General features: G+C 72.9%; 23 protein-coding genes. 6 read left to right on the top strand and 17 right to left on the bottom strand.

Annotated features, from left to right (window positions below):
• Positions 1-8 precede the first annotated feature (8 nt).
• From OG247_RS09705 to argC, 4 genes are all read right to left on the bottom strand, one after another.
• The gene (locus tag OG247_RS09705; protein ID WP_327251853.1) at positions 9-1,208 is read right to left on the bottom strand and encodes an acetylornithine transaminase; all 1,200 of its coding nucleotides are present in this window, start codon (positions 1,206-1,208) and stop codon (positions 9-11) included.
• Positions 1,205-2,128, bottom strand: a complete 924-nt coding sequence (gene argB, locus OG247_RS09710) for an acetylglutamate kinase (protein ID WP_327251854.1) — start codon at positions 2,126-2,128, stop codon at positions 1,205-1,207. The genes OG247_RS09705 and argB overlap by 4 nt, the downstream gene beginning before the upstream one ends.
• A complete protein-coding gene (gene argJ / locus OG247_RS09715; protein ID WP_327251855.1) occupies positions 2,125-3,297 on the bottom strand; it encodes a bifunctional glutamate N-acetyltransferase/amino-acid acetyltransferase ArgJ in 1,173 nt (390 codons plus the stop codon). The genes argB and argJ overlap by 4 nt, the downstream gene beginning before the upstream one ends.
• 115 nt (positions 3,298-3,412) lie before the next feature.
• Positions 3,413-4,441, bottom strand: a complete 1,029-nt coding sequence (gene argC / locus OG247_RS09720) for an N-acetyl-gamma-glutamyl-phosphate reductase (protein WP_327251856.1) — start codon at positions 4,439-4,441, stop codon at positions 3,413-3,415.
• A gap of 158 nt (positions 4,442-4,599) precedes the next feature.
• Between argC and OG247_RS09725 the strand changes: the two genes are divergently transcribed.
• A complete protein-coding gene (locus OG247_RS09725; protein ID WP_327251857.1) occupies positions 4,600-5,310 on the top strand; it encodes a DUF6215 domain-containing protein in 711 nt (236 codons plus the stop codon).
• Between the two features lie 37 nt (positions 5,311-5,347).
• On the opposite strand, the gene OG247_RS09730 is transcribed toward OG247_RS09725, so the two are convergent.
• The 3 genes from OG247_RS09730 to OG247_RS09740 are packed head-to-tail and all read right to left on the bottom strand — an operon-like array spanning position 5,348 to position 6,677.
• Positions 5,348-5,767 carry a VOC family protein gene (locus OG247_RS09730; protein ID WP_327251858.1) on the bottom strand — a complete coding sequence of 140 codons (420 nt, stop codon included), beginning with the start codon at positions 5,765-5,767 and terminating at the stop codon, positions 5,348-5,350.
• A 9-nt stretch (positions 5,768-5,776) separates the two neighbouring features.
• On the bottom strand, positions 5,777-6,208 hold the full coding sequence (locus OG247_RS09735; protein WP_327251859.1) for a helix-turn-helix transcriptional regulator: 432 nt from the start codon (positions 6,206-6,208) through the stop codon (positions 5,777-5,779).
• A gap of 43 nt (positions 6,209-6,251) precedes the next feature.
• Positions 6,252-6,677 (bottom strand): DUF5997 family protein, encoded by a 426-nt coding sequence (locus tag OG247_RS09740; RefSeq protein ID WP_442813244.1) that lies wholly within the window; start codon positions 6,675-6,677, stop codon positions 6,252-6,254.
• Positions 6,678-6,714: 37 nt separating this feature from the next.
• Between OG247_RS09740 and OG247_RS09745 the strand changes: the two genes are divergently transcribed.
• A complete protein-coding gene (locus OG247_RS09745; protein ID WP_327251861.1) occupies positions 6,715-7,494 on the top strand; it encodes a LysR family substrate-binding domain-containing protein in 780 nt (259 codons plus the stop codon).
• Between the two features lie 224 nt (positions 7,495-7,718).
• Positions 7,719-8,300 carry a carbohydrate-binding module family 14 protein gene (locus tag OG247_RS09750; protein WP_327251862.1) on the top strand — a complete coding sequence of 194 codons (582 nt, stop codon included), beginning with the start codon at positions 7,719-7,721 and terminating at the stop codon, positions 8,298-8,300.
• Here the strand turns inward: OG247_RS09750 and OG247_RS09755 are convergent, their stop codons facing one another.
• From OG247_RS09755 to OG247_RS09765, 3 genes are all read right to left on the bottom strand, one after another.
• Complete coding sequence (locus OG247_RS09755; RefSeq protein WP_327257402.1) at positions 8,301-9,005, bottom strand: N-acetyltransferase; 705 nt, start codon at positions 9,003-9,005, stop codon at positions 8,301-8,303. It lies immediately after the preceding gene.
• Positions 9,006-9,174: 169 nt separating this feature from the next.
• Positions 9,175-9,750 (bottom strand): histidine phosphatase family protein, encoded by a 576-nt coding sequence (locus tag OG247_RS09760; RefSeq protein ID WP_327251863.1) that lies wholly within the window; start codon positions 9,748-9,750, stop codon positions 9,175-9,177.
• A gap of 31 nt (positions 9,751-9,781) precedes the next feature.
• Entirely contained in the window at positions 9,782-11,215 is a 1,434-nt protein-coding gene (locus OG247_RS09765) for an aminotransferase-like domain-containing protein (protein WP_327251864.1), read from the bottom strand.
• Between OG247_RS09765 and OG247_RS09770 the strand changes: the two genes are divergently transcribed.
• Positions 11,214-12,164, top strand: coding sequence for a DMT family transporter (locus tag OG247_RS09770; RefSeq protein ID WP_327251865.1), 951 nt, complete (start codon positions 11,214-11,216; stop codon positions 12,162-12,164). The genes OG247_RS09765 and OG247_RS09770 overlap by 2 nt on opposite strands.
• 40 nt (positions 12,165-12,204) lie before the next feature.
• Positions 12,205-12,402: a DUF1918 domain-containing protein gene (locus OG247_RS09775; protein WP_250744647.1), complete on the top strand. Its 198-nt coding sequence runs from the start codon at positions 12,205-12,207 to the stop codon at positions 12,400-12,402.
• Between the two features lie 91 nt (positions 12,403-12,493).
• On the opposite strand, the gene OG247_RS09780 is transcribed toward OG247_RS09775, so the two are convergent.
• Positions 12,494-13,753 (bottom strand): glycoside hydrolase family 10 protein, encoded by a 1,260-nt coding sequence (locus OG247_RS09780; RefSeq protein WP_327251866.1) that lies wholly within the window; start codon positions 13,751-13,753, stop codon positions 12,494-12,496.
• A 151-nt stretch (positions 13,754-13,904) separates the two neighbouring features.
• Here OG247_RS09780 and OG247_RS09785 point away from each other — a divergent pair, with 151 nt between their 5' ends.
• On the top strand, positions 13,905-14,801 hold the full coding sequence (locus OG247_RS09785) for a 3-hydroxybutyryl-CoA dehydrogenase (protein ID WP_327251867.1): 897 nt from the start codon (positions 13,905-13,907) through the stop codon (positions 14,799-14,801).
• Between the two features lie 24 nt (positions 14,802-14,825).
• Here OG247_RS09785 and OG247_RS09790 read toward each other — a convergent pair whose 3' ends face one another.
• From OG247_RS09790 to OG247_RS09815, 6 genes are all read right to left on the bottom strand, one after another.
• The gene (locus OG247_RS09790; RefSeq protein ID WP_388503884.1) at positions 14,826-15,347 is read right to left on the bottom strand and encodes an NUDIX hydrolase; all 522 of its coding nucleotides are present in this window, start codon (positions 15,345-15,347) and stop codon (positions 14,826-14,828) included.
• Between the two features lie 109 nt (positions 15,348-15,456).
• Complete coding sequence (locus OG247_RS09795; RefSeq protein ID WP_327251869.1) at positions 15,457-16,794, bottom strand: transcriptional regulator; 1,338 nt, start codon at positions 16,792-16,794, stop codon at positions 15,457-15,459.
• A 700-nt stretch (positions 16,795-17,494) separates the two neighbouring features.
• Positions 17,495-20,023 (bottom strand): phenylalanine--tRNA ligase subunit beta, encoded by a 2,529-nt coding sequence (gene pheT / locus OG247_RS09800; RefSeq protein WP_327251870.1) that lies wholly within the window; start codon positions 20,021-20,023, stop codon positions 17,495-17,497.
• The gene (gene pheS, locus OG247_RS09805) at positions 20,023-21,150 is read right to left on the bottom strand and encodes a phenylalanine--tRNA ligase subunit alpha (protein WP_327251871.1); all 1,128 of its coding nucleotides are present in this window, start codon (positions 21,148-21,150) and stop codon (positions 20,023-20,025) included. The genes pheT and pheS overlap by 1 nt, the downstream gene beginning before the upstream one ends.
• A gap of 152 nt (positions 21,151-21,302) precedes the next feature.
• The gene (locus OG247_RS09810) at positions 21,303-22,592 is read right to left on the bottom strand and encodes a sensor histidine kinase (protein WP_327251872.1); all 1,290 of its coding nucleotides are present in this window, start codon (positions 22,590-22,592) and stop codon (positions 21,303-21,305) included.
• Positions 22,593-22,648: 56 nt separating this feature from the next.
• Positions 22,649-23,509, bottom strand: a complete 861-nt coding sequence (locus tag OG247_RS09815) for a TrmH family RNA methyltransferase (RefSeq protein WP_327251873.1) — start codon at positions 23,507-23,509, stop codon at positions 22,649-22,651.
• Between the last annotated feature and the right edge of the window lie 81 nt (positions 23,510-23,590).

The following is a 23,590-nucleotide window of genomic DNA, read 5'->3' on the forward strand; positions in this document are numbered from 1 at the left end:
CCGATTGATCATCCGTCCACGTCCGCGGCGGACTTCGCCGCGTCCAGCACACCGGGCAGGGCCTGCAGGAACGCGTCCACCTCGGCCTCGGAGAGCACGTACGGAGGCATGAGCCGTACGACGTCGGGGGCGGGCGCGTTGACCAGGAAGCCGGCGTCCTGAGCCGCGCGCTGCACCTGCGGTGCGAGCGGCTCGGTCAGCACGATACCCAGCAGAAGGCCTGCGCCGCGGACGTGCGAGACGAGCGGGTGTGCGAATCCTTCGATTCCGGCCCGCAACCGCTCGCCGCGCTCCTTGACCTGGTCGAGGAGTCCGTCGGCGGCGATGGTGTCGATCACCGCGAGGCCGGCGGCGCACGCGATCGGGTTGCCGCCGAAGGTGGTGCCGTGCTGGCCGGGCTGGAGCAGGTCGGCCACGGGTCCGAAGGCGGCGACGGCGCCGATCGGCAGACCTCCGCCGAGCCCCTTCGCGAGTGTGACGACATCGGGCTCCACGCCCTCGTGGGCCTGGTGCTCGAACCACTGGCCGCAGCGCCCGATGCCGGTCTGCACCTCGTCGAGGACGAGCAGGGTGCCGGTGGCCCGGGTGATCTCGCGGGCGGCCGTCAGGTATCCGGCCGGGGGGACGACCACACCGTTCTCGCCCTGGATCGGCTCGATGATCACGAACGCGGTCTCTTCGGTGACGGCTGCCCGCAGGGCCTCCACGTCGCCGTACGGAACGTGCGTGACGTCTCCGGGCAGCGGCAGGAAGGGGCCCTGCTTCTTGGGCTGGCCGGTGAGCGCCAGGGCGCCCATGGTGCGGCCGTGGAAGCCGCCGTCGGTGGCGACCATGTGGGTCCGCCCGGTCAGCCGACCGATCTTGAAGGCGGCCTCGACGGCCTCGGCGCCGGAGTTGCAGAAGAAAATCTTGCCGGGGCGGCCGAAGAGCTGGAGCAGCCGCTCGCCGAGCGCGAGGACCGGCTCGGAGGCGTAGAGGTTGGAGACGTGCCCCAGGGTGGAGATCTGCTCGGTCACCGCGGTGACGATGGCCGGGTGCGCGTGGCCGAGCGCGTTGACCGCGATGCCGCCGACGAAGTCGGTGTACTGCTTGCCGTCCGCGTCCCAGACCTGTGCACCTTCGCCGCGTACGAGCGCCAGCGCGGGGGTGCCGTAATTGTTGGTCAGCGCGCCCTGCCAGCGGGCGGCGAACTCCTGGTTGCCGGTCATGCGGGGTCCCCTCCCTGTGTGTCGATTGCCTGGGCATCGAGCACGACCATCGTGCCGATGCCCTCGTCCGTGAAGATCTCCAGCAGGATCGAGTGCTGGACCCGCCCGTCGATCACGCGGGCGGTGGTCACCCCGTTGCGGACGGCGTGCAGGCAGCCCTCCATCTTCGGGACCATGCCGCTGGACAGCTCGGGCAGCAGCTTCTCCAGCTGGCTGACGGTGAGCCTGCTGATGACCTCGTCGCTGTTGGGCCAGTCCGCGTAGAGCCCCTCCACGTCGGTCAGGACCATCAGCGTCTCGGCGCCGAGTGCGGCGGCGAGCGCCGCGGCGGCCGTGTCCGCGTTCACGTTGTACACGTGGTGGTCGTCGGCGCTGCGCGCGATGGAGGAGATGACCGGGATCCTGCCGTCGGCCAGCAGCGCTTCGATCGCGCCGGTGTCGATGGCGGTGATCTCGCCGACCCGCCCGATGTCGACGCTCTCGCCGTCGATCTCGGGCGTGTGCTTGGTGGCGGTGATCGTGTGGGCGTCCTCGCCGGTCATGCCGACGGCCAGCGGCCCGTGCTGGTTGAGCAGCCCGACCAGCTCGCGCTGGACCTGCCCGGCCAGGACCATCCGTACGACGTCCATCGCCTCGGGCGTGGTGACGCGCAGGCCCGCCTTGAACTCGCTGACCAGGCCCTGCTTGTCGAGCTGGGCGTTGATCTGCGGGCCGCCGCCGTGCACGACGACCGGCTTCAGGCCGGCCTGCCGCAGGAAGACGACGTCCTGCGCGAAGGCGGCCTTCAGATCCTCGTCGATCATGGCGTTGCCGCCGAACTTGATGACGACGATCTTGCCGTTGTGCCGGGTCAGCCAGGGCAGGGCCTCGATGAGGATCTCGGCCTTGGGCAGCGCGGTGTGCCTGCGTGCAGTGCTCATGAGGAGTACGCGCTGTTCTCGTGGACGTACTCGGCGGTCAGGTCGTTGGCCCAGATGACCGCCGACTGCGCACCGGTGGACAGGTCCGCGGTGATGCGGACCTCGCGGCCCTTCATGCTCACCAGGTCGCGGTTCTCGCCGACCGAGCCGTTCTTGCAGACCCAGACGTCGTTGATGGCGACGTTCAGCCGGTCGGGGTCGAAGGCGGCCTTCGTGGTGCCGATCGCGGACAGGACGCGACCCCAGTTCGGGTCCTCGCCGTGGATGGCGCACTTGAGCAGGTTGTTCCGGGCGATGGACCGGCCGACCTCGACCGCGTCCTCCTCGGTGGCCGCGCCGATGACCTCGATGCGGATGTCCTTGCTGGCGCCCTCGGCGTCACCGATCAGCTGGCGGGCCAGGTCGTCGCAGACCGTGCGTACGGCCTCCGCGAACGCCTCGTACGCCGGCACCCGGCCGGACGCGCCCGAGGCGAGCAGCAGCACCGTGTCGTTGGTGGACATGCACCCGTCGGAGTCGACCCGGTCGAAGGTGGTGCGGGTCGCGCCGCGCAGCGCCTTGTCGAGGGTGGCGCTGTCCACGTCGGCGTCGGTGGTGAGGACGACGAGCATGGTGGCCAGGCCCGGGGCGAGCATGCCCGCGCCCTTGGCCATGCCGCCGACGGTCCAGCCGTCCTGGGAGACGGTGGCCGTCTTGTGCACGGTGTCGGTGGTCTTGATGGCGATCGCTGCAGCCTCGCCGCCGTCGGCGGAGAGCGCGGCGGCCGCGGTGTCGATGCCGGGGAGCAGCTTGTCCATGGGGAGCAGGACGCCGATCAGGCCGGTGGACGCGACGGCGACCTCGCCGGCGTTGACCTCGCCGCCCGCGCCGAGTCCGTTCAGGGCCTCGGCGACCTTCTCGGCGGTGGCGTGGGTGTCCTGGAAGCCCTTGGGGCCGGTGCACGCGTTGGCGCCGCCGGAGTTGAGGACCACCGCGCTGACGGTGGCGCCGCGCAGCACCTGCTCGGACCAGTGGACGGGCGCGGCCTTGACCCGGTTGGAGGTGAAGACGCCCGCCGCGGCCAGGCGCGGCCCGTTGTTGACCACGAGGGCCAGGTCGGGATTGCCGTTCGCCTTGATCCCGGCGGCGATGCCCGCCGCCGTGAACCCCTGTGCTGCCGTGACGCTCACTGCATCTCCTCGTTCGCTTCTCCGCCCGAGCAGGGCGCCCCTGCGGCCATCGTCGTCGCCTGCAGCCGGGTGGCTGCCCGCGCTCCCCCAGCTACCGCTGGGAGGTGCCCCCTGCTCACGGTGCGACTCCGATCGTGGAAAGACCCAGCGCCTCGGGGAGCCCGAGGGCGATGTTCATGCTCTGGACCGCGCCGCCGGCGGTGCCCTTGGTGAGGTTGTCGATGGCGCTGATCGCGATGATCCGCTGCGCGGCCTCGTCGTACGCGACCTGGATCTGAACGGCGTTGGAACCGTAGACGGACGCCGTCGCCGGCCACTGCCCCTCGGGCAGCAGGTGCACGAAGGGCTCGTCCGCGTAGGCCTTCTCGTACGCGGCACGGACCGCGTCGGCCGTGGTCCCCGGCAGCGCCTTGGCGGAGCAGGTGGCCAGGATGCCGCGGGGCATCGGCGCCAGCGTGGGCGTGAAGGAGACGGAGACCCGCTGCCCGGCGACCGGGCTGAGGTTCTGCACCATCTCGGGGGTGTGGCGGTGGCCGCCGCCGACCCCGTACGGGCTCATGGAGCCCATGACCTCGGAGCCGAGCAGGTTCGGCTTGAGGGCCTTGCCCGCGCCGGAGGTGCCGGAGGCGGCGACGATCACCGCCTCGGGCTCGGCGAGCTGAGCGGCGTAGGCCGGGAACAGGGCGAGCGAGACGGCGGTCGGGTAGCAGCCGGGGACGGCGATCCGCTTGGTGCCGGCCAGGGCGGCGCGGGCGCCGGGCAGCTCGGGGAGGCCGTAGGGCCAGGTACCGGCGTGCGGGGCGCCGTAGAAGGTGTCCCAGTCGGCGGAGTCCCGGAGCCGGTGGTCGGCGCCCATGTCGACGACGAGGACCTCCTCGCCGAGCTGGGCGGCCACGGCGGCGGACTGCCCGTGCGGAAGGGCCAGGAAGACGACATCATGGCCGGAGAGCACCTCGGGCGTGGTCGGCTCCAGGATGCGGCCGGCCAGTGGCACCAGGTGCGGCTGGAGCGTGCCGAGCGGCTGCCCGGCGTTGGAGTTCGCGGTCAGCGCGCCGATCTCGACCTCGGGGTGGGCCAGCAGCAGGCGCAGCACCTCCCCGCCCGCGTATCCGCTCGCACCGGCCACCGCTACACGTACCACCATCGGACCCTCCTCCTCGATGGCATGACTATACGTAAGGCCGCACGTTTATGCAAAGCAGTCATCCGGCCCTGCTCCCCCAGTGTTACTCCCTTGTCCGCCTGATGATCACGGGTTAGGGTCCCCGGGCACATATCGGGGGATCACAGCAGGTGGGGGACATGACCGAAGACGTCGGCACGATCACGACGCGCGGGGCGATAGGCCAGGGCATCCTGGCCGTGGGCTTGATCGGAGCCATGGGGGCCGGCCTCTGGATGGCCGGGGAGTCGGCGAATTCGAGCCCTGAGCCGAAGCCCGTCACCTGCTCGCACGGGCAGCCCGAGAAGACGCCCGCGGAGTCCACGGACGAGCCGGGGCACGTCTCCGGGGCCCAGCTGTGCACGGCGCTGCACCGCCCCGATCTCGCCGATCTGCTCGGCACTCCGGGGGAGGTCGCGAAGAACGCGAACGGCAGCGGCAGCACCTTCAAGCCCGTCGGAGGCGACAAGGAGATCCACACCCCCTCGGGCGAGGTCGAGTTCGAGACCTACACGGCGCACCTGACGGCCGCGTACAACCAGCTGACCGTCGCCACCCTGGGCAAGCTCCTGGGGGACGGCACTTTGCCGCAGACGGTCCTGGGCCGCCCGGCCGCCTTCTACTCGGACCGCACCATCAGCATCAGCTTCCGCCTGGACGGCAGTGATGCCAGCAGCGGCTCCGGCGTCCCCACCCGCTCCCTCGTGGTGGCCCGGGACGCGGCGGACGGCGGCGGCTACTACGAGCTGACCCTGTGGCGCTCCGACGGCGCGGTGCCCGACGATGCCGTCCTGCTGCGCGTGGCCGAGCAGGTGCTGCCGACGGTCCCGGGGTGGGCCGCCGCCGGGTGAGGGCGCGTTACGGGGGCGGCCGCTTCGGGGGCCGCGGTCAGCGGGGGCGGCTGGGCTGGTTGAAGCGGAGCATGTTGCCGGCCGGATCGCGGAAGGCGCAGTCGCGGACCCCGTACGGCTGGTCGACGGGCTCCTGGAGCACCTCGGCGCCGGCGGCCCGGATGCGCTCGAAGGTGGCGTCCACGTCGTCCGTCGAGAAGATCACCCCGCGGAGCATGCCCTTGGCCAGCAGTTGCGCCATCGCCTGCCGGTCGGCCGGCGAGGAGCCGGGGTCGGCGAGCGGGGGTTCGAGGACGATCTCCACGTCGGGCTGCTCGGGCGAGCCGACGGTCACCCAGCGCATCCCCTCGAACGCGACGTCGTTGCGGACTTCCATGCCGAGGGCGTCGCGGTAGAAGGCGAGGGCCTTGTCGTGGTCGTCGACGGCGATGAAGCACTGCGAGAGCCTGATGGTCATGCTCCGACGCTACGACGCGGCCGCGGTTCCCGCTCTCCCGCTGCCCGCGGGGTTCCGGACGGGCCGGGTGAAGACCTTGGCGACACACGCCGGGATGGCGGCACCGGCCTCGTGCCGCCGGGCCCGGTAAGCGCTGGGGGTCTCGCCGACCAGCTCCGTGAAGCGCGAGCTGAACGACCCGAGCGAGGTGCATCCGACCGCGAAGCAGACCTCGGTCACGCTCAGGTCGCCCCGGCGCAGCAGCGCCTTCGCCCGCTCGACGCGGCGGGTCATCAGGTAGCTGTACGGGGTCTCCCCGAAGGCCGCCCGGAAGCTGCGGGAGAAGTGCCCGGGCGACATGAGGGCGACGCCCGCCAGCGCCGGTACGTCCAGCGGCTCGGTGTAGTCGCGGTCCATGACGTCCCGGGCGCGCCGCAGCCGCACCAAGTCCTCGATCGTCACGCGCACCAGCATCTCACGGCCGGTACGGGCCGAGGGGAGACGACTACTTCTCGGACTTCTCGCTCTTCGCGGCCTTCTCCGCCTGCATCTGCTTGATGCGGACGGTCTCCTTGCGGACGTCGGCCTGGGTGGCGCGCTCCTTGGCGAGCCACTCCGGCATCTCCTGCTTCAGGGCCTCGATCTGCTCCGTGGTGAGCGCCTCGGTGACGCCGCCGCGCGCCAGACCGGCGATGGAGACGCCGAGCTTCGCCGCGACCACCGGACGGGGGTGCGGGCCGTTGGTGCGCAGGTCCTGCAGCCACTGGGGCGGCTCGGCCTGGAGGGCGGTCAGCTCGGTGCGCGAGACGACACCCTCCTGGAACTCTGCGGGGGTGGCCTCGAGGTACACACCCAGCTTCTTCGCCGCAGTAGCGGGCTTCATGGTCTGGGTGGTCTGGTGCGACGTCATGGGGTCAAGGGTATCGAGCATGTGCGCCACCTCCGACCACGGCCGGTAATCTGGCCGGGTGACAGACTCCCGGACCCCCCCGTCGTTCCAGCTCGCATACGTCCCCGGGGTGACTCCCACGAAGTGGGTCCGGATCTGGAAGGAGCGGCTGCCCGACGTTCCGCTGACCCTCGTCCCGGTCGCTCCGGCCGAAGCCCCCGCCCTGCTGCGCGGCGGCGGCGCCGACGCGGGGTTCGTCCGGCTGCCGATCGACCGTACGGATCTCAGCGCGATCCCGCTCTACACCGAGACCACGGTCGTCGTGATCCCGAAGGACCACCTCATGGCCGCGGCCGAGGAGCTGTCCCTCGCGGAGCTGGCCGACGACATCGTGCTCCACCCGCTGGACGACACCCTCGAGTGGGAGCAGCTGCCGGGCAAGGCCGCGCTCCAGCGCCCGGAGACCACGGCCGACGCGATCGAGCTGGTGGCGGCGGGCATCGGGGTCCTGATCGTGCCCCAGTCGCTCGCGCGGCTGCACCACCGCAAGGACCTCACCTACCGGACCCTGCTGGACGCCCCCGAGTCGCGTGTCGCGCTGTCGTGGCCCGAGGCGGACGTCACTCCCGACCTGGTCGAGGAGTTCATCGGGATCGTGCGCGGGCGGACGGTCAACAGCTCGCGCGGGCGCGGCCGTACGCAGCCCGAGCCCGAGCAGAAGAAGGCGAAGCCGGCGCGGAAGCCGGCGCCCAAGTCGGGGGGCAAGCCCGCCGCCAGGAACCCGCGCGCCGGCGCCCCCAAGGGCGGCAAGGCCACGGCGAAGCCCACCGGCAAGCGAGGGAAGCCCCGCGGCCGCTAGGACCTGTCGCCAGCATCGTCCACCTGCTCGGCTCAGCCGCCGAGCAGGTGGACGATGCCCGCCATGCCCGCTCCCCTCGGCCGCACCCACTGGACTTGAACGCGTTCAAGCCGGCTGATATTCGCACTCCCTGGCGATGCCCCGAGAGCGTTGCGCCCGCCACACGCCCGTCCCTATAGTCACTTCGTATTCATTTCGTCACACTGAGTGAGCTGGGGGCAAGGGTGTTACGCATCGGCAAGGGACGGGTCTCCAAGGGCCTCGCCGCACTGGCCGCCGGGACGGTCCTCGCCCTGGGAGTGGGCGCGGCGCCCGCCGTCGCGGCCGAGGGCTCGTGCGCCGGCGGCGCCACCGGGCGGCTGCCGCGGCTGCAGGACCACCGCTTCTACGTACAGTGCGCGGGCGGGGTCGCCACCGTCGTGGCCTGCCCCACCGGGCAGGTCTTCGCTCCCGGCCCGCAGCTCTGCGAGGCCCCCGAGCTGGTCCGGCCCGCCGTGGCCACGGTCACCACGGCCGGTCCGGCGAAGCTGAACGGGCTGCTCTTCGGGGTCAAGAACCTCAGCACCACCGTGCGGATCACGGACGCTCCGGCCGGGCTGGACGGCGTACCGGTCACCTTCACCACCGTCGGCGGCCGGACGCTCTGCACCGCCGTCACCGACCAGTTCGGAGCCGCCCGCTGCGACACCCCGGCCCGGCTGACGATCCCGCTGGACGAACTCCTGCGCGGCTACCGGGCCACCCACCCGGGCATCGGCGGGATCTACCTCCCCTCCTCCGCCACCGCTCCCATCGCGCTCCTCTAGCTAGGCGCCCGGCCCCTGGAGCGCCACCGCGTGCCGGACCCAGACGTTCGGCTCCACGTAGACCGCGAAGCCCTGCTCCGGTTCGCAGTGGACCGGGGACAGGGCGCCGGGAACACGGACCGGGCCGGCCGCGTCGAAGGGCAGACCGGTCCACTCGCGCCACTGCGCGAGAGAGCCGGTGATCGTCATCGACAGCGGGGCCACCGAGTCGATGACGCCGCCCGCCCGCACGTGGACCCGTAGCCACGGGTCGTGGGGGAGGCCGTCCTCGCGGGTGCGGTACGCGTACTCGTGGATCGAGGCGTCCGGCTCGGCCGGCTTTCCGCTGGGCCGGACCGGCGCCACCACCTCGGCGAAACCGCGCGCCCGGGCGTTCTCCCGCATCGCCGCGAGCATCCGGCCGGACAGCCCCTCCCCCTGCCGACCGGTGGCGACGCTGATCTCGATCGCGCTCACGGTGTCGGCCTCGACCCCGCGCCGCAGGTCGGAGAAGGCCCACATCAGGATCCGGTCCCAGCCCTGTGCGGGCAGCTCGCCGCCGCGGCCCGGCGCGTGCTGCGCGAAGGGCACGCCGAAGCCCCGGGCGACCACCGTGTCGCCGTCCGTGGCGATCAGGACGTACTCCGGGAACTCGGCCACCATCCGCGGATACAGCAGCCAGGCCAGTGAGTCGTGCTGGGCGAACTCGGGCCAGGAGTCCTTCATGTCCCACAGCCGGGCCGCCAGTTCGGGCCGCTCCGCGAGCGTGGTGATCCGGATGCCCGCGCCGCCGAGGCCCTCGCCGCCGATGCCCGCGCCGCCCGTGTTTGTGATGTCGTCCATGCCCGCAGGCTAGGCACCCCCGACCTGCCACATCAACCGATTTGGCTCCGGTTCAGACGGGAGCCTGGAGGGAGAGGTGCCAGCTCCGCGGCCGGCCGGCGAGGGTGAGCGTGGACAGGGGGCGGACGTCCACGTTCCAGTACGTCAGCGGCGGTGCGTTCAGGGCGTACACGAGGGCCGCCCGGACCACCGACGGCTCCGCCACCGCCACGATCGCTCCCCCGTCGTCCGCCGGCCGGGTGTCGAGCCAGCCGCCGATCCGGGCGATGAAGGCGAGCAGGGACTCCCCGCCGTGCGGCGCGGCGTACGGATCGCTGAGCCAGAGGTCCACGGCCGCGGGGTCCCGGGCCGCCACCTCGGCCAGGGTGAGCCCGCGCCAGCGGCCCATGTCGCACTCCCGCAGGGCGGGTTGTGCCATCGGGGCGTAGCCGAGGGCGGTCCCCGTGGCCCGGCTGCGCGAGGTCGGCGAACAGTAGCGGAGCTCGGCCGAGCCCAGCGGTACGAGCCCGCGCGCGGCGGATTCCACCGCGCGCCAGCCGTCCACGTCGAGGGGGCGGTCGTCGTCGAAGCGCTCGGCGAGCAGCGAGGTACTGCGGGCTGCTGCGACTAGCGAAACCCGAACATGCATGCGGCGATGGTGATCCGCGTGCCGCACGGGGTCAAGCGTCGAGACGAAGCCCGGACCGCAGCCGCCGGACGGCCTCGGTCAGTTCGCCCGCGCCGGACACCCCGGCGAAGCTCAGCCGGACGAACGGACCGGGCGGTTCCGCGCAGAAGTACGGCCGTCCCGGCGCGACCGCGACCCCGGCCCGCAGGGCGGCCGCCACGAAGGCGGCGTCGTCACCGCCCCCGCCGGGCCGCGCCCACAACTGGTAGCCGCCGCGCGGCGGATGGGGCACCTCCAGCTCCGGCAGCTCCCGCCGCAGCGCCCCCGTCAGGACGTCCCGGCGATGGCGCAGCTCGGCGGCGACGGCCTTGAGGTGGCGCGGCCAGGCGGGTGCCCCGACCAGTTCCAGGGCGGCTTCCTGGAGGGGCCGGGGCACGAAGAAGGTGTCCACGACCTGGATGGCGCGCAGCCGGTCGAAGACCGGGCCCCGGGCCGCCAGCGCGCCCACCCGCAGGCTGGGCGAGGTGACCTTGGTCAGCGACCGCACGTGGACGACCACCCCGTCCGGGTCCTCGGCGGCGAGCGGCGCGGGCAGCGGGCCCGAGTCCTCGTGGGCCAGGGACCGCGCGTAGTCGTCCTCCAGCACGAACGCCCCGGCGGCGCGCGCGATCCGCAGCACCTCGCCCCGCCGCTCGCCCGACAGCACGGCCCCGGTCGGGTTCTGGAACAGCGGCTGGCATACGAAGACCCGCGCCCCGGTCGCTTCGAAGGCGGCCGCCAGCAGCTCCGGCCGGACCCCGTCCGCGTCCACCGGGACGGGCACCGGCCGGCATCCGGCGGCCCGCGCGAGGGCCAGCAGCCCCGGGTAGGTCGGGGATTCGACGAGGATCGGCGCCCCGGGCGGGGCGAGCGCCCGCAGCGCGGTGGCGAGCGCGCTCTGGCCGCCCGCGGTCACCAGTACGTCCCCGGCCGCGACGGCCCCGCCGATCTCGCGGGCGAACCAGTCCCGCAGCTCCGCCAGGCCCTCCACCGGCGGCCTCCCCCACACCCCCGGCCGCCGGCCGGCCCGGGCGAGGGCGGCCGCCATGGCCCGCTCGGGCTGGAGCGCCTCGTGCAGGTAGCCGCTGTGCAGCGGGATGACCCCGGCGGGCGGGGCGGCCAGGGTGACCAGCACTCCGGAGGCGTCCACGGAGCGCGGGACCACCTCGCCGGAGTCCTCGGCGCTCAGGGCGACGGCCTGCCAGGAGGTGTCGCCGGGCTCCTGGGTGTGCGTGCGGGGCTGCGCGCGGTAGACCCCGGCGCCGGGGCGGGTGACCACCAGGCCTTCGGCGGCGAGCTGGGCGAGGGCCCGGGAGACGGTGACGGGACTGACCCGGTACTGCTCGACCAGGACCCGGCTCGACGGGAGCTTTCCACCCACCGAGTAGCGGTTCAGCTCGACTCGAAGGGATTCCGCCAGTTCCGCCACACTGCTACGCTCGTACATGACAGCACAGAATAGCGCTACTCTCCCGAACGCGATAGCAGTTCGGGGTACCGCCGCCCGTCGGCCCCGGCCCGCGCTCGGGGGCACCACCCTCGCGGCGGCCGGTGTCGTCACCTTCTCGCTGACCTTCCCCGGCACCGCCTGGGGCCTGGAGAGCTTCGGCCCGTGGTCCCTCTTCGGCCTGCGCTGTCTGCTCGCGGGCCTGACGGCCGGCGCCTTCCTGCTGGCCCTGCGCGTCCCGGTGCCCGCCCGCGCCCACTGGGCGGGGCTGGCCGTCGTCGCGGGCGGTGTGGTCGTCGGCTTCCCCCTGCTCACCACCCTCGCCCTGCAGACCTCCACCACCTCGCACGCCGCCGTGGTGGTCGGCCTGCTGCCGCTCACCACGGCGGTCGTCTCCTCGCTGCGCACCGGCGCCCGGCCCTCGCGACGGTTCTGGGCCGCGGCCGTCGCCGGCGCGACCGTCGTCCTCGGCTTCACCGTGGCCCAGAGCGGCGGCGCCCTCTCGGCCGGCGACGCCTTCCTCTTCGCCGCGCTCCTGGTCTGCGCGGCCGGGTACACCGAGGGCGGGCGCCTGGCCCGCCTGCTGCCCGGCTGGCAGGTGATCGCCTGGGCGCTGGTGCTGTGCCTGCCCATCGGCGTCGCCGGCTCCGCGCTCGGACTCGCGTACGAACCGGTCGATCTGACCGGCCACGGGGTGGCCGGTCTCGTCTGGGTGGCGGTCGGCTCCTCCTTCCTCGGCCTCTACGTCTGGTACCGGGGCATGGCCGAGATCGGCGCCGCCCGAGCCAGCCAGCTCCAGCTCGCGCAGCCGCTGCTGACCCTCGTGTGGTCGGTGCTGCTGCTCGGCGAACGCCTGTCCCCGGCCGCGCCCGTCGCCGCCTGCGCGGTGCTCGTCTGCATCGTCGTGACGCAGCGGCCCGATGGGCCAAAAGGGGGCCGAACGACCTAAACTGCTAGCACCGGATCGGACCGCCACCGAGGAGGTCAGCATGCGCGCGACCGAGGGCGACCAGCTGGTTCAGCACGGCAGGATCGTGGGCCAGCACGACAAGGTCGGAGAGATCACCCAGGTCCTGGGAGAGAACGGCACCCCTCCCTACCGCGTCCGCTTCACGGACGGACACGAGGCCGTCATGTCCCCCGGCCCCGACTGCGTCGTGAAGCACCCCGCCGACCACGACCACTGAGGCCGCCTAGGGCCAGGCGTCAAACTCCCGTCGTAGCCCCGAGGCAGACGGGAGTTTGACGACAGGCCCTGGGCCCCCGAAGACGGCCGGGTCAGCGCGGTGGCACGGCCACCGCCGTCGGGTAGTGGTCGGCGACCACCCGGGCCATCGCCCCGTTGGGGTCCGCGACCACCTGCTTCGCGGAGAAGTAGGCGTGGCCGCGGACCTCCGGGTATCCGGCGGCGAACCGCAGGTGCCGGGACAGCTCGCGCGGATCGCGCCAGGCGGCGGTGGAGCTCTGCGCGTCGCAGCGGTACAGCGCCTCCCCCACGTAGAGCTGGACGCGGGTGCCGGCGACGGTCCGCGCCCACCAGGGGACGATGGCGGCGTAGTCGGCCGCCGGGTGGCCGAGCTGCCAGTAGGCCTGCGGCACGATGTAGTCGATCCAGCCCTCGCGCACCCACTTGCGGGTGTCCGCGTACAGGTCGTCGTACGTGGCGACGCCCGCCTGCGTCGGCGAACCGAGCGGATCGCGGTCGGAGTTGCGCCAGACGGCGAAGGGGCTGATGCCGAAGCGCGTCGCGGGGCGCAGCGCCCGCAGCCGCTCGGACATCTCGCGGACCAGGGTGTCGGTGTTGTGGCGGCGCCAGTCGGCGCGGGTCGCGAAGGCCCGGCCGTACTGCTCGTAGGCGGCGTCGTCGTCGAAATCGCGGCCCTCGACGGGGTACGGGTAGAAGTAGTCGTCCCAGTGCACCCCGTCCAGGGGGTAGCGGGCGACGGCGTCGAGCATGGCGTCCTGCACGAACCGGCGGACTTCCGGAAGTCCGGGGTTGTAGTACAGCTTGCCGCCGTAGGGCACGGTCCAGCCCCGGTTGCGCCGGGCCGGGTGCTCGGGGACGAGGAGGCTCAGGTCGGTGTGGTTGGCCACCCGGTACGGGTTGAACCAGGCGTGCAGTTCCAGCCCCCGGGCGTGCGCTTCGGCGACCGCCGTGCCGAGCGGGTCCCAGCCGGGGTCGACGCCCTGCTCCCCGGTCAGCCACTGCGACCAGGGCTCGCGCGCCGAGGGCCACATCGCGTCGGCGGTCGGCCGGACCTGGAGGATCACCGCGTTGAGGCGGCGGGCGACGGCCGTGTCGAGGAGGGCCAGCAGTTCGGCGCGCTGCTCCCGCGCGGAAAGCCCGCTCTGCGACGGCCAGTCCACGTTCTGCACGGAGGCGACCCACATCCCCCGGAACGCGGCCTCGCCCGCTGCGCGCCCCCGCCGCGCCCCGCCCGCCTCCGCCGGCCCGACCGCTCGCGCGGGGGCAGCCGCCACGGCGGCCAGCACCCCCGCCGCCGCGGCCAGTACCCCTCGCCTCCCAATGGACGCCATGTGACGACTCCGTTCCGCTGCGTGACATTGCCTCGTGTCCGCCCAGCATGCCCGCCCCGGCCCGACACGCCGGGCAAGGACGGGGGTAACGTCGGGGGGCGTGGCGGGCGCCGGAACGCAGTTACCACTGCACGAGTACGGGGGACCCGCGATGGAGAGCAGCGAAAGGCACGATGTGACGGACCTCCCAGACGACATCGCACGCGTCGGCGTAGTGGGCTGTGGCCAGATGGGCGCGGGCATCGCGGAGGTGTTCGCCCGGAGCGGGCTCGAGGTGATGGTCGCCGAAACCACCGGCGAGGCCCTCGAACTCGGGCGGACCCGGCTGCACACCTCCCTGACCAGGGCCGCCGAACGCGGCAAGATCAGCGAGGAGGAGCGGGACGCGACCCTGGCCCGCCTGTCGTTCACCACCGATCTCGGCGAGTTCGCCGACCGCGACCTCGTCATCGAGGCGGTCGTCGAGAACGAGCAGGTCAAGACGGAGATCTTCCAGGTCCTCGACCAGGTGGTCACCCGCCCGGACGCGATCCTCGCCTCCAACACCTCCTCGATTCCGCTGGTCAAGCTGGCCGTCGCGACCTCCCGTCCCGACCAGGTCATCGGCATCCACTTCTTCAACCCGGCCCCGGTGCAGCAGCTCGTCGAGCTGATCCCGGCGCTGACCACCAGCGACGAGACCATCAAGCGCGCCGAGGCCCTGGTCGGGGGCGCGCTGGGCAAGCACGCCATCCGCGCCCAGGACCGCTCCGGCTTCGTCGTCAACGCGCTCCTCATCCCGTACCTGCTGTCCGCGATCCGGATGTTCGAGTCGGGTATCGCGAGCCGCGAGGACATCGACAACGGCATGGAGCTGGGCTGCGCCCACCCGATGGGCCCGCTGAAGCTCGCGGACCTCATCGGTCTGGACACGGTGGCCTCGGTGGCCGACTCGATGTACGCGGAGTTCAAGGAGCCCCTGTACGCGGCTCCCCCGCTGCTCCAGCGCATGGTCGACGCCGGCCGCCTCGGCCGCAAGACCGGCTCGGGCTTCTACCCGTACAGCTGACGCTTGCGGCCGGCCAACCGCGGCTCAGCCGAGCCGCAGGTGGTGCAGCAGCAAGAGCCCGGCCGCCATGTTGGCGGCCGGGATCTCGCCGCGCGCGATCATGTCGGGGACCAGCTTGAGCGGGACCCACTCGCGGCGCGAGGACTCGAAGTCGTCCTCGGGGTGACCCGTGTAGGTGGCCCCCTCCGCCCAGTAGAGGTGGTGGCGGGCGTCGGTCAGCCCGTTGGACGGCTCGACGGTCATCAGGTGGTGCAGGGGGCCGGGCCGCCAGCCCGACTCCTCCTCCATCTCCCGGGCGGCCGCCCGCTCCACGGACTCCCCGTCCTCGACGACCCCGGCGGGCAGTTCCCAGCCCCAGCTGTCGGTGATGAAGCGGTGGCGCCACAGCAGCAGCACCTCGTTGGCCTCGTTCACCGCCGTGGCCACGGCGACCGGGCGCAGCCGGATGACGAAGTGGTCCAGGTGCCGGCCGTCGGGGAGCTCCACATCGGCGAGATTCACATCGAACCAGCGGTTCGTGTACACGGTTTGCTCACTCAAGTTCATCCACTGCACGGTTCTGCCACCTTCCGATCGAGTAGGTGGCAACATGGCAGCAGTTCACCCCGCCTCAGGGGAACGCGCAGAGGGCGGCGCAGAGAACGCCACGGGGATGTCACAGCGGAACGCGCAGCGCCCCGTCGATGAGCTCGGCCGTCTCCCCGGCCCCCGAACAACCGCTGGTCAGCAGCTGTTCCCGGACCGCGCGCAGCCGGTCGCGCAGGCGCAGGGACTCCATCCCCTTGGCCCGCTCGGCCATTTCGGCCGCCGAGGCCACCGCCTGATCGGCCTCGCCCTGGCGCAGCTGGATCTCGCACAGCATCGCGAGCCGGTGCACCCGGCCCCGGTCGTGCGCGGGGGTGCCGACGGCGGCCGAAGCCTGCTCCCGGGCAGCCCGCAGATCGCCCAGACCGAGCAGCGCCTCCGCCACCTGTACGTTGACCAGCCCGGGCTGTACGTACCCCGTCTCGTCCGGCTCCGTGCCGGGACGGATCCGCTCCGCCGCCGCCTCGGCCTTGCGGATGCAGGCCAACGCGGCTCCTGTATCTCCGAGTTGGGCGTACGCCTTGGCCTGCATGGCGTACAGGTCGGCGGCCAGCGCCGGGGTCGTGTGCCGACCGGCCGCGCGCAGGGCGGCCTCGGCGAAGGCCACGGCCTGGCGGAACTCCCGTAGGTGCAGGGACTGGTTGACGATCAGCGCGATCACGTAGGCCCCCAGCCCCCGGTCCCCGCTCGCCTTGGCGAGGCGCAGGGCCTGGTGGAAGTACCGCTGGGCCAGCCCGTGCGCGTCCGAGTCGTACGCGCAGATCCCCGCCACGGCCACCAGGGAGCCGCCGGCCCGGTGCAGGCTGCGGCCGAGTCCGTCGGAGTAACTGCCGCGCAGCATCGGGGCGGTCTCGGTGCCGAGGAAGCGGACGACCCGGTCGCGGGTGGCCACGCCCCCGGCCCGGCGGTACATCAGCTCGTAGTGCGCGCGGGCGGCCTTCAGGATCTCCACATGCTCGGGTCCGACGCGGGTCGGCCCCTCGCGGGACACGTCGGCGTCCTCCGGCGGGTTCTCCCATTCCCACACCGGAATCACGGCGGGCGTACCGGTGACGGCCCCGGCGTCGGGCCCTTGGCACCCGTTGCCGTCGGAGCGCCACAGGGCGGCCGCCCGGTCGACGAAGCCGCTGAGCGGGGCCCCGTGCGGATCGGCGGGCTGCCCGGGCAGACCGAGCCCGACGTCGTCGAGGGAGAGCGGCCGCCGCAGCCGGCCCGCGATGACCTCGCAGATCAGGTCCGGGACCTGGCCGCGCGGGCGCTGGCCCTTCAACCACCGGGTCACGGCGGTGTGTTCGTACCTCAGGGCCAGTCCGCGGGTGCGGCCGGCCTGGTTCACGTGCGCGGCGAGTCCGGCGTGGGACATGCCCGCCTCGGCGAGGAGGGCATCGAGCAGGGCATTGGGCTGCATGGGCCCCTCCAAGGGCTCGTCGGATCCAGGCTAGTGGGTGCGCGCTTCACACGGGGTGTGAACGGAGTACGCGCATAAATGCGATACGCACCCTGCCGCCGGAGTCGCCCGGAGCGCTTCACTTAAGGGCCTCGCCAAGAGGTAGCCCGGGTCGTCGGCTCCCCCTCGTACAGTGCGACGACCCGTCAACCGCGCCGCCCGTCCTGTTGTCTGCCCGACACTCCACGGCAGGCGGGCGGCGCGCTTCGGCTCCGCCGGGTCCTGGTTGGTCGCCGGGACCCGGCCGAGCCGGACCGAACGCGGGCCGGACCCACCCACCGGGCCCGGCCCGCGTGGTCCCCCCTCCGGCCCGCGAGGTCCCCGATACCGGCCCGGACGTCCGCGCCCCAGCCGCACGGACGTCCGCGCCCCGGCGCGGCCCGGCCACGGGGCCCTGCGGGCGGCTTCCCCCACCCCGCCCCTTCCCGAAACCGGGCTCGGCCCGGACCCGGTCCTCGAACGCCGGACGGGCTGAAAGATCAGCCCCGCCGGCGTTTGAGGCGCGGGGTCCGGGGCGGAGCCCCGGGGAACGGGCGAAGGGCGGGTAGGGGACCCAGCCCCGCAGGGACGGCCCGCCGCTCGGCGCACCCGCGGGAACGGGTGAGGGGGTGCATCCCGGACGGATCCGGGATGCACCCCCTCGACACGGCAGCGGCAGCGGCTACGCGCCGCGCAGCACCGCCCCCGTACGCTCCCCGGCGAGAGCAACCGCCGCGTCACGCGCCGCCGTGGACTCCTCGGCGGTCAGCGTCCGGTCGGCCGCGCGGAACCGCAGCGCGTACGCGAGGGACTTCTTGCCCTCGCCCACCTGCTCGCCCTCGAACACGTCGAACAGCCGCAGGGACTCCAGCAGTTCACCGGCGCCCTTGTGCAGCGCGTCCTCGACGGCGGATGCCGGCACCGACGCGTCCACGATCAGCGCGACGTCCTGGGTCGCCACCGGGAAGGAGGAGATCCGGGGCGCCTGGAGGGCCTCGCCGCCGGCCGCCGCGAGGCGGTCCAGGTCGAGCTCCATGGCGCTGGTGCGGGCCGGCAGGCCCATCGCCTTGACCACGCGCGGGTGCAGCTCGCCCGCGTGGCCGATGACCGTCTCCACCCCGTCCAGGGTGACGAGCAGCTCGGCGCAGCGGCCCGGGTGCCAGGGGCCGTACCGGCCCTGGCGCACGACGAGCTCCGCACCGGCCTCGACGGCCAGCGAGCGCGCCGCCTGGACCGCGTCGGCCCAGTCGGCCGGACGGCCCTTGCCCCACCAGCCGGCCTGCTCGCGGGCCCCGGCCAGCACGACCGCGGCGTAGCGCGGCTGCGCGGGCAGGGCCGCGTTCAGGGTGGCGATCTCCTCGTCGGTGGGACGCCGGTCGACGCCGAGGCGTACGGCGACGCCCGGCTGCGCGGCGGCCCGGAAGACCGAGCCGGTCTCGAAGAGGGCGAGGTCGTGGCTGCCCCGGCTGTCGTTGCGGCGCAGCGCGCCGAGCAGACCCGGCAGCAGCGTGGTGCGCAGCGCCGGCTCCTCGTCGGAGATCGGGTTGACCAGCTTGACGACCTGGCGGGAGGCGTCGTGCGCGGGCAGCTGGAGCTGGTCGAAGACGCCCTCCCCGATGAAGGGGTAGCTGAGCGCCTCCACGTAGCCCGCGCCGGCCAGCGCGCGGCCCACCCGGCGGTGCAGCTGCTGCCGGGCGGTGAGACCGCGGCCGGAGGGCACCTGCGGGAGGGTGGAGGGGAGGTTCCCGTAGCCCTCCAGCCGGATGACTTCCTCAGCGAGGTCGTTGGGCTCGGCGAGGTCGGGCCGCCACGAGGGTGCGGTGACGACGAGCTCGTCCTGCCCGTAGACGTCGCAGCCGACCTCCTGCAGGCGGCGTACGACGGTCTCCCGGCCGTACTCCATGCCCGCGACCTTGTCGGGGTGGTCCGCGCTCATCGCGATGGTGCGCGGGGCGCCCGGGGCGGTGAGCTCGGTGACGCCGGCCTCGGCGGTGCCGCCCGCGAGCAGCACGAGCAGGTCGACGGTGCGCTGCGCGGCAGCGGCGGCGGCCTGCGGGTCGACGCCGCGCTCGAAGCGCTTGGACGCCTCGGAGGACAGCTTGAGGCGGCGGGCGGTGCGCGAGATCGACACGGAGTCGAAGTGCGCGGCCTCCACGACCACCTCGGTGGTGCCGGTGACGACGCCGGTCTCGGGGTCGGTGACGGAGTCGGCGATCTCGGTGTTGGCGCCGCCCATGACACCGGCGATCCCGATCGGGCCGCTGCCGTCGGTGATCACCAGGTCCTCGGAGTCGAGCGTGCGCTTGACTCCGTCGAGGGTGGTGAACTTCTCGCCCTGCTCGGCACGGCGGACGCCGATGGCGCCGTCGATCCGCGAGCGGTCGTAGGCGTGCAGCGGCTGGCCGAGCTCGAGCATCACGTAGTTGGTGATGTCGACCGCGAGCGAGATCGGGCGCATGCCCGCCTTCTGGAGGCGGCGCGTGAGCCAGATCGGGGAGCGCGCCTCGGGGTCGAGGCCGGTCACCGTGCGCGCGGTGAAGCGGTCGCAGCCCTGCGGGTCGTCGATCCTGACGGGGTAGCCGTACGAGTTCGGCGCGGGCACGTCGAGCAGCGCCGGGTCGCGCAGCGGCAGGCCGTACGCGGTGGCGGCCTCGCGGGCCACACCGCGCATGGACATGCAGTAGCCGCGGTCCGGGGTGATGTCGATGTCGAGGACCTCGTCGACCAGCTCCAGGAGCTTGATCGCGTCGGTGCCGACCTCGTGCTCGTGCGGCAGCACGATGATGCCGTGCGTGCCGTCGTCGCCCATGCCCAGCTCGTCGCCGGAGCAGATCATGCCGTGGGAGGTGCGGCCGTACGTCTCGCGCGCGGCGATCGCGAAGTCGCCGGGCAGGACCGCGCCCGGCAGGACCACGACGACCTTGTCGCCGACGGAGAAGTTCCGGGCGCCGCAGACGATCTCCTGCGGCAGGCCGGTGCCGTTGGCCCGGCCGACGTCCACCGTGCAGAAGCGGATCGGCTTGCGGAAGCCTTCGAGCTCCTCGATGGTCAGCACCTGGCCGACGACGAGCGGGCCCTTGAGGCCGCCGCCGAGCTGCTCGACGGTCTCGACCTCGAGGCCTGCGTCGACGAGCTTGGTCGCGACGTCGCGACCGGTTTCACCCGCGGGGAGGTCGACGTACTCCCGCAGCCAAGAAAGCGGGACCCGCATCAGATCTCCATCCCGAACGGCCGGGTGAAACGGATGTCACCCTCGACCATGTCTCGCATGTCTTCGACGTTGTGCCGGAACATCAGCATCCGCTCGATGCCGAAGCCGAAGGCGAACCCGCTGTACTTCTCCGGGTCCACACCGCAGGCGATGAGCACCTTCGGGTTGACCATGCCGCAGCCGCCGAGCTCGATCCAGCCCTCGCTGGAGCAGGTACGGCACGGGCGGTCGGGGTTGCCCACCGAGGCGCCGCGGCACACGTAGCACTGCATGTCCATCTCGGCGGACGGCTCGGTGAAGGGGAAGAAGTGCGGGCGCAGGCGCGTGGTGGTGCCCTCGCCGAACAGCTCCTGGACCATGTGGTCCATGGTGCCCTTGAGGTCCGCCATGGTCAGGCCCTCGTCCACGGCGAGCAGCTCGACCTGGTGGAAGACCGGGGTGTGCGTCGCGTCGAGCTCGTCGGTGCGGTACACCCGCCCCGGGCACACGATGTAGACGGGGGGCTTGCGCTCCAGCAGCGAGCGCGCCTGCACCGGGGAGGTGTGGGTGCGCAGCACGACGCCCGACTCGTCGCCCTCGGTGCCTTCCGGCCCCCGGACGAAGAAGGTGTCCTGCATCTGGCGCGCGGGGTGGTCGGGCGTGAAGTTGAGGGCGTCGAAGTTGAACCACTCCGCCTCGACTTCGGGGCCCTCCGCGACCTCGTACCCCATGGCCGTGAAGATGTCCGCGATGCGGTCCATCAGCGTGGTCAGGGGGTGCCGGGCGCCGGCGGGCACGCGGTCGTAGGGCAGCGTGACGTCCACCGCCTCCTCGACCAGCACCCGCTCGTCGCGCTCGGCTTCGAGCGCGACCGTGCGGGCCCCGAAGGCCTTGTTCACGGCGCCCCGGGCCTGACCCACGAGCTTGCCCGCGGTGGCCTTGGCCTGCGGGGGCAGCGCGCCGATCTCTCGGTTGGCGAGCGCCAGGGGCGAGCGGTCGCCCATGTGCGCGGTCTTCGCCTCGCGAAGTTCGTCGAGGTCGCCGGCGGCGGCGAAGGCGGCGAGCGCCTCGTCCCGCATGCGCTCGATCTCTTCCGGTTTCAGTGCCTCGACCTCGACAGGGTCGTACGACTTGTTCGGTGCCGACATCTCTTCCCGTACTTCCGATGGCTGGCTGGTGGGTCCCCCGCGCGACGCGCAGGACGCGCTCGGCACAAGGACACAAAGGTGCCAAAGGTCGAGTCTAAAGGTCGCTGGGGGTGAAGGAGCCCGTGGGCCGCCCGGCGAGACGCTCCGCAGGTCTACTGCGTGAGGTACGCCGGGGCGCCGACGGGCAGGATAAATCGGAACTCGGCGCCGCCGCCGGGGCCGCGGCCGACCTTGATGGTGCCGCCGTGGGCTTCCACGATGCCCTTGACGATGTAGAGGCCCAGACCGGTGCCGCCGCGCTTGCTGCCCCGCCAGAAACGGGTGAAGACGCGGCCCATCGACTCCTCGGGGATACCGGGGCCTTCATCGGTCACGGTGACGGCGGTTCCCTTCTCGGTCTTCCCCGCGGCGTTCGCGAAGCTGGTCGGCGTCACGTCGATGGTGACGGTTCCCTCGCCGTGGCGCACCGCATTTTCGAGCAGGTTGCCGAGGATCTGGTCAATTTTGTCCGGGTCCGCCCACAAGTCGGGCAGCGGCCTGCTCACGCTGACCAGGAAGCACTCCGGGGCCTGCCCGTTCGCGGTGAGCGCCTGGACGTGGCGTCCCACGGCCGTGGAGATGTCGACCGGCTGGCGGCGCACCTCCAGGCGGCCCGAGTCGATGCGGGAGATGTCCAGGAGTTCGGCGATGAGCCGCGTGACCCGGTTCGCGTCGGCGTCGACGGTCTCCAGCATCAACCGTTTCTGGTCGTCGGTGAACCGCTCCCACTTGGCGAGCAGGGTGGCCGTGAACCCCTTCACGGAGGTGAGCGGGGAGCGCAGCTCGTGCGCGACGGTGGCGATCAGTTCGGCGTGGCTGCGCTCGGTGCGCCGCCGGGCCTCGGTGCCGCGCAGGGTGACCACGAGCCGGCGCACCGGGCCCTGGGGGTGGGTGCGTACGTACCGGGCGGAGACGAGCACCTCGCGGCCGCCGGGGAGCAGCAGGTTGCGCTCGGGCTGTCCGCGCCGGGTGGCGAGGCCTCCGTAGGGGTCGGTCAGCGCCCACCAGCGGCGGCCTTCGAGGTCCTCCAGCGGAAGCGCCCGCTCGATGCCCAGGCCGAGGGCCTCACCTGCCACGAGGGCGGTGATCCGGGCGGCGGCGGAGTTGAAGCAGATGACCCGGCCGGTGGCGTCGGCGATCACCAGCCCGTCGGGCAGGTCGTCGGGATCGATCCCGAGCGCGGCGCACTCGCCGTACACGTCCGCGGCCTCCGCCTCGGCGGGGCCTACGGGGCTCGCGGGCGCGGGCAGGGCCTGCGGGGGCGGGGCGGTGGCGGCGGAGGCTGCCTGGGGCGGCTGCACCGGCACCCGGGCGGCGGGCGCGGCCAGCTGGGACACGGTCGCCAGGACCGGTGCGCCGGCCGCCTTGGCGGCACCTGGCGAGCTGTTCGTACCGACGGTCATGTCCCCGTACCCCACATCTCCGAGTAGCACAGTGGGCCCCCCGGGCCGCCACATTACTAGCTGGGGGTCACGGAGCGGCACCCTCCGGGCGCCCGCTGTGCACGCGCGGAGGCGTACAGGCACACGGCGGCGGCCGTGGCGAGGTTCAGGCTTTCGGCCTTTCCGTGGATCGGAACCCGTACGACCGCGTCGGCGAGCGCCCTGGTCTCCTCGGGCAGGCCCCAGGCCTCGTTGCCGAAGATCCAGGCCGAGGGGGTTCCCATGGTGCCCGCGTCGAGCTCGGCGTCGAGGTCGTCCGCGCCGGCCCCGTCGGCGGCCAGGATCCGCACGCCGGCCGCGCGCAGTCCCTCGACGGCCTGCTCCACGGGCACGCCGACGGCCACCGGAAGGTGGAAGAGGGAGCCCACGGAGGCGCGTACCGACTTGGGGTTGTACAGGTCCACGGAGGCGTCGGTCAGCACGACGGCGTCGGCTCCGGCGGCGTCGGCGCAGCGCAGCACCGTACCGGCGTTGCCGGGGTCGCGGACGTGCGCGAGGACGGCGACCAGCTTGGGCCGTGCGGCCAGGATCTCCTCGAAGGGCGAGTCCAGGAAGTGGCAGACGCCGACCAGGCCCTGCGGGGTGACGGTTTGGGAGACCTCCGCGAGCACCTCGTCGGAGGCGTAGTGGACGCGGGCTCCGGCGGCGTACGCGGCGTCGACGATGTCGGCGTAGCGCTCGGCGGCCTCCACGGTCGCGAACAGCTCGATCAGCGTGGACTCGCCTCCGGCGCCGCGGTGTTCCACGGCCTCGCGCACGGCTTGCGGGCCCTCGGCGATGAAGCGGCGCTCCTTGGTACGGAAATTGCGTCGCGCCAGTCGCCTGGCGGCGGCCACCCGGGTGGACCGGGGGGAGATCAGCTCGGCGGGGGTGCCCATGGCGGTCGGCTCGCTTCCGTACGTACAGCGGGTGGAACTCAGACGAACTCGGTCGAACTCATTCGAAATCACTGATCAACG

This window comes from Streptomyces sp. NBC_01244 (genome assembly GCF_035987325.1).
GTDB lineage: Bacteria > Actinomycetota > Actinomycetes > Streptomycetales > Streptomycetaceae > Streptomyces.